Below are 484 nucleotides of genomic sequence, written 5' to 3'. Positions count from 1 at the left end.
AGCCTTGATCCACCGATGAGTATCGGCGAGATAGCACGTCATTAAAGACGAAATGCCCGCCTGACCGGGAAGAATAGGACTGTCTAAGGTTCAAATTCAACTCGGTGAGAGGGCATCTCGCAGATGCAAGTTTCCCACAGTCCAAGAGCCATGTCAGTCTCGTTCGATGAGCCCAACCTGATCGCTTCCGCGGGGCTGGCCCCGATCATGGATCTTGCCCGCACCGCTGGCCTGCGTGAACTGGCCGATTCCTGGTTGAGCGTACCGACTGACAAGGGTGCCAACGCCGGGTTGAAGATCGCAGCCCTGGTTGCCGGAATGGCCGCCGGGGCGGACTCGATTGATGACATGGCAGTGTTGCGCCACGGCGGGATGAAGCGGCTCTTCTCCTCCTGCTACGCCCCCTCCACCTTGGGGTCGTTCCTGCGAGCCTTCACTTTCGGGCATGTCCGCCAACTCGACGCCGTCGCGTCCCGCTTCTTAG

At 60.1% G+C, this 484-nt stretch carries 1 pseudogene; it reads left to right on the top strand.

Features of this window, described 5'->3' with window-relative positions:
• Positions 1 to 123: 123 nt before the first annotated feature.
• A pseudogene (locus FQ377_RS14705) lies at positions 124 to 484 on the top strand (IS1380 family transposase); the annotation flags it as partial.

This window comes from Arthrobacter echini, from assembly GCF_008107445.1.
In the GTDB taxonomy this organism is placed as follows: Bacteria; Actinomycetota; Actinomycetes; order Actinomycetales; family Micrococcaceae; genus Arthrobacter_D; species Arthrobacter_D echini_A.
This window is presented reverse-complemented; position numbering and strand designations above follow the sequence as displayed.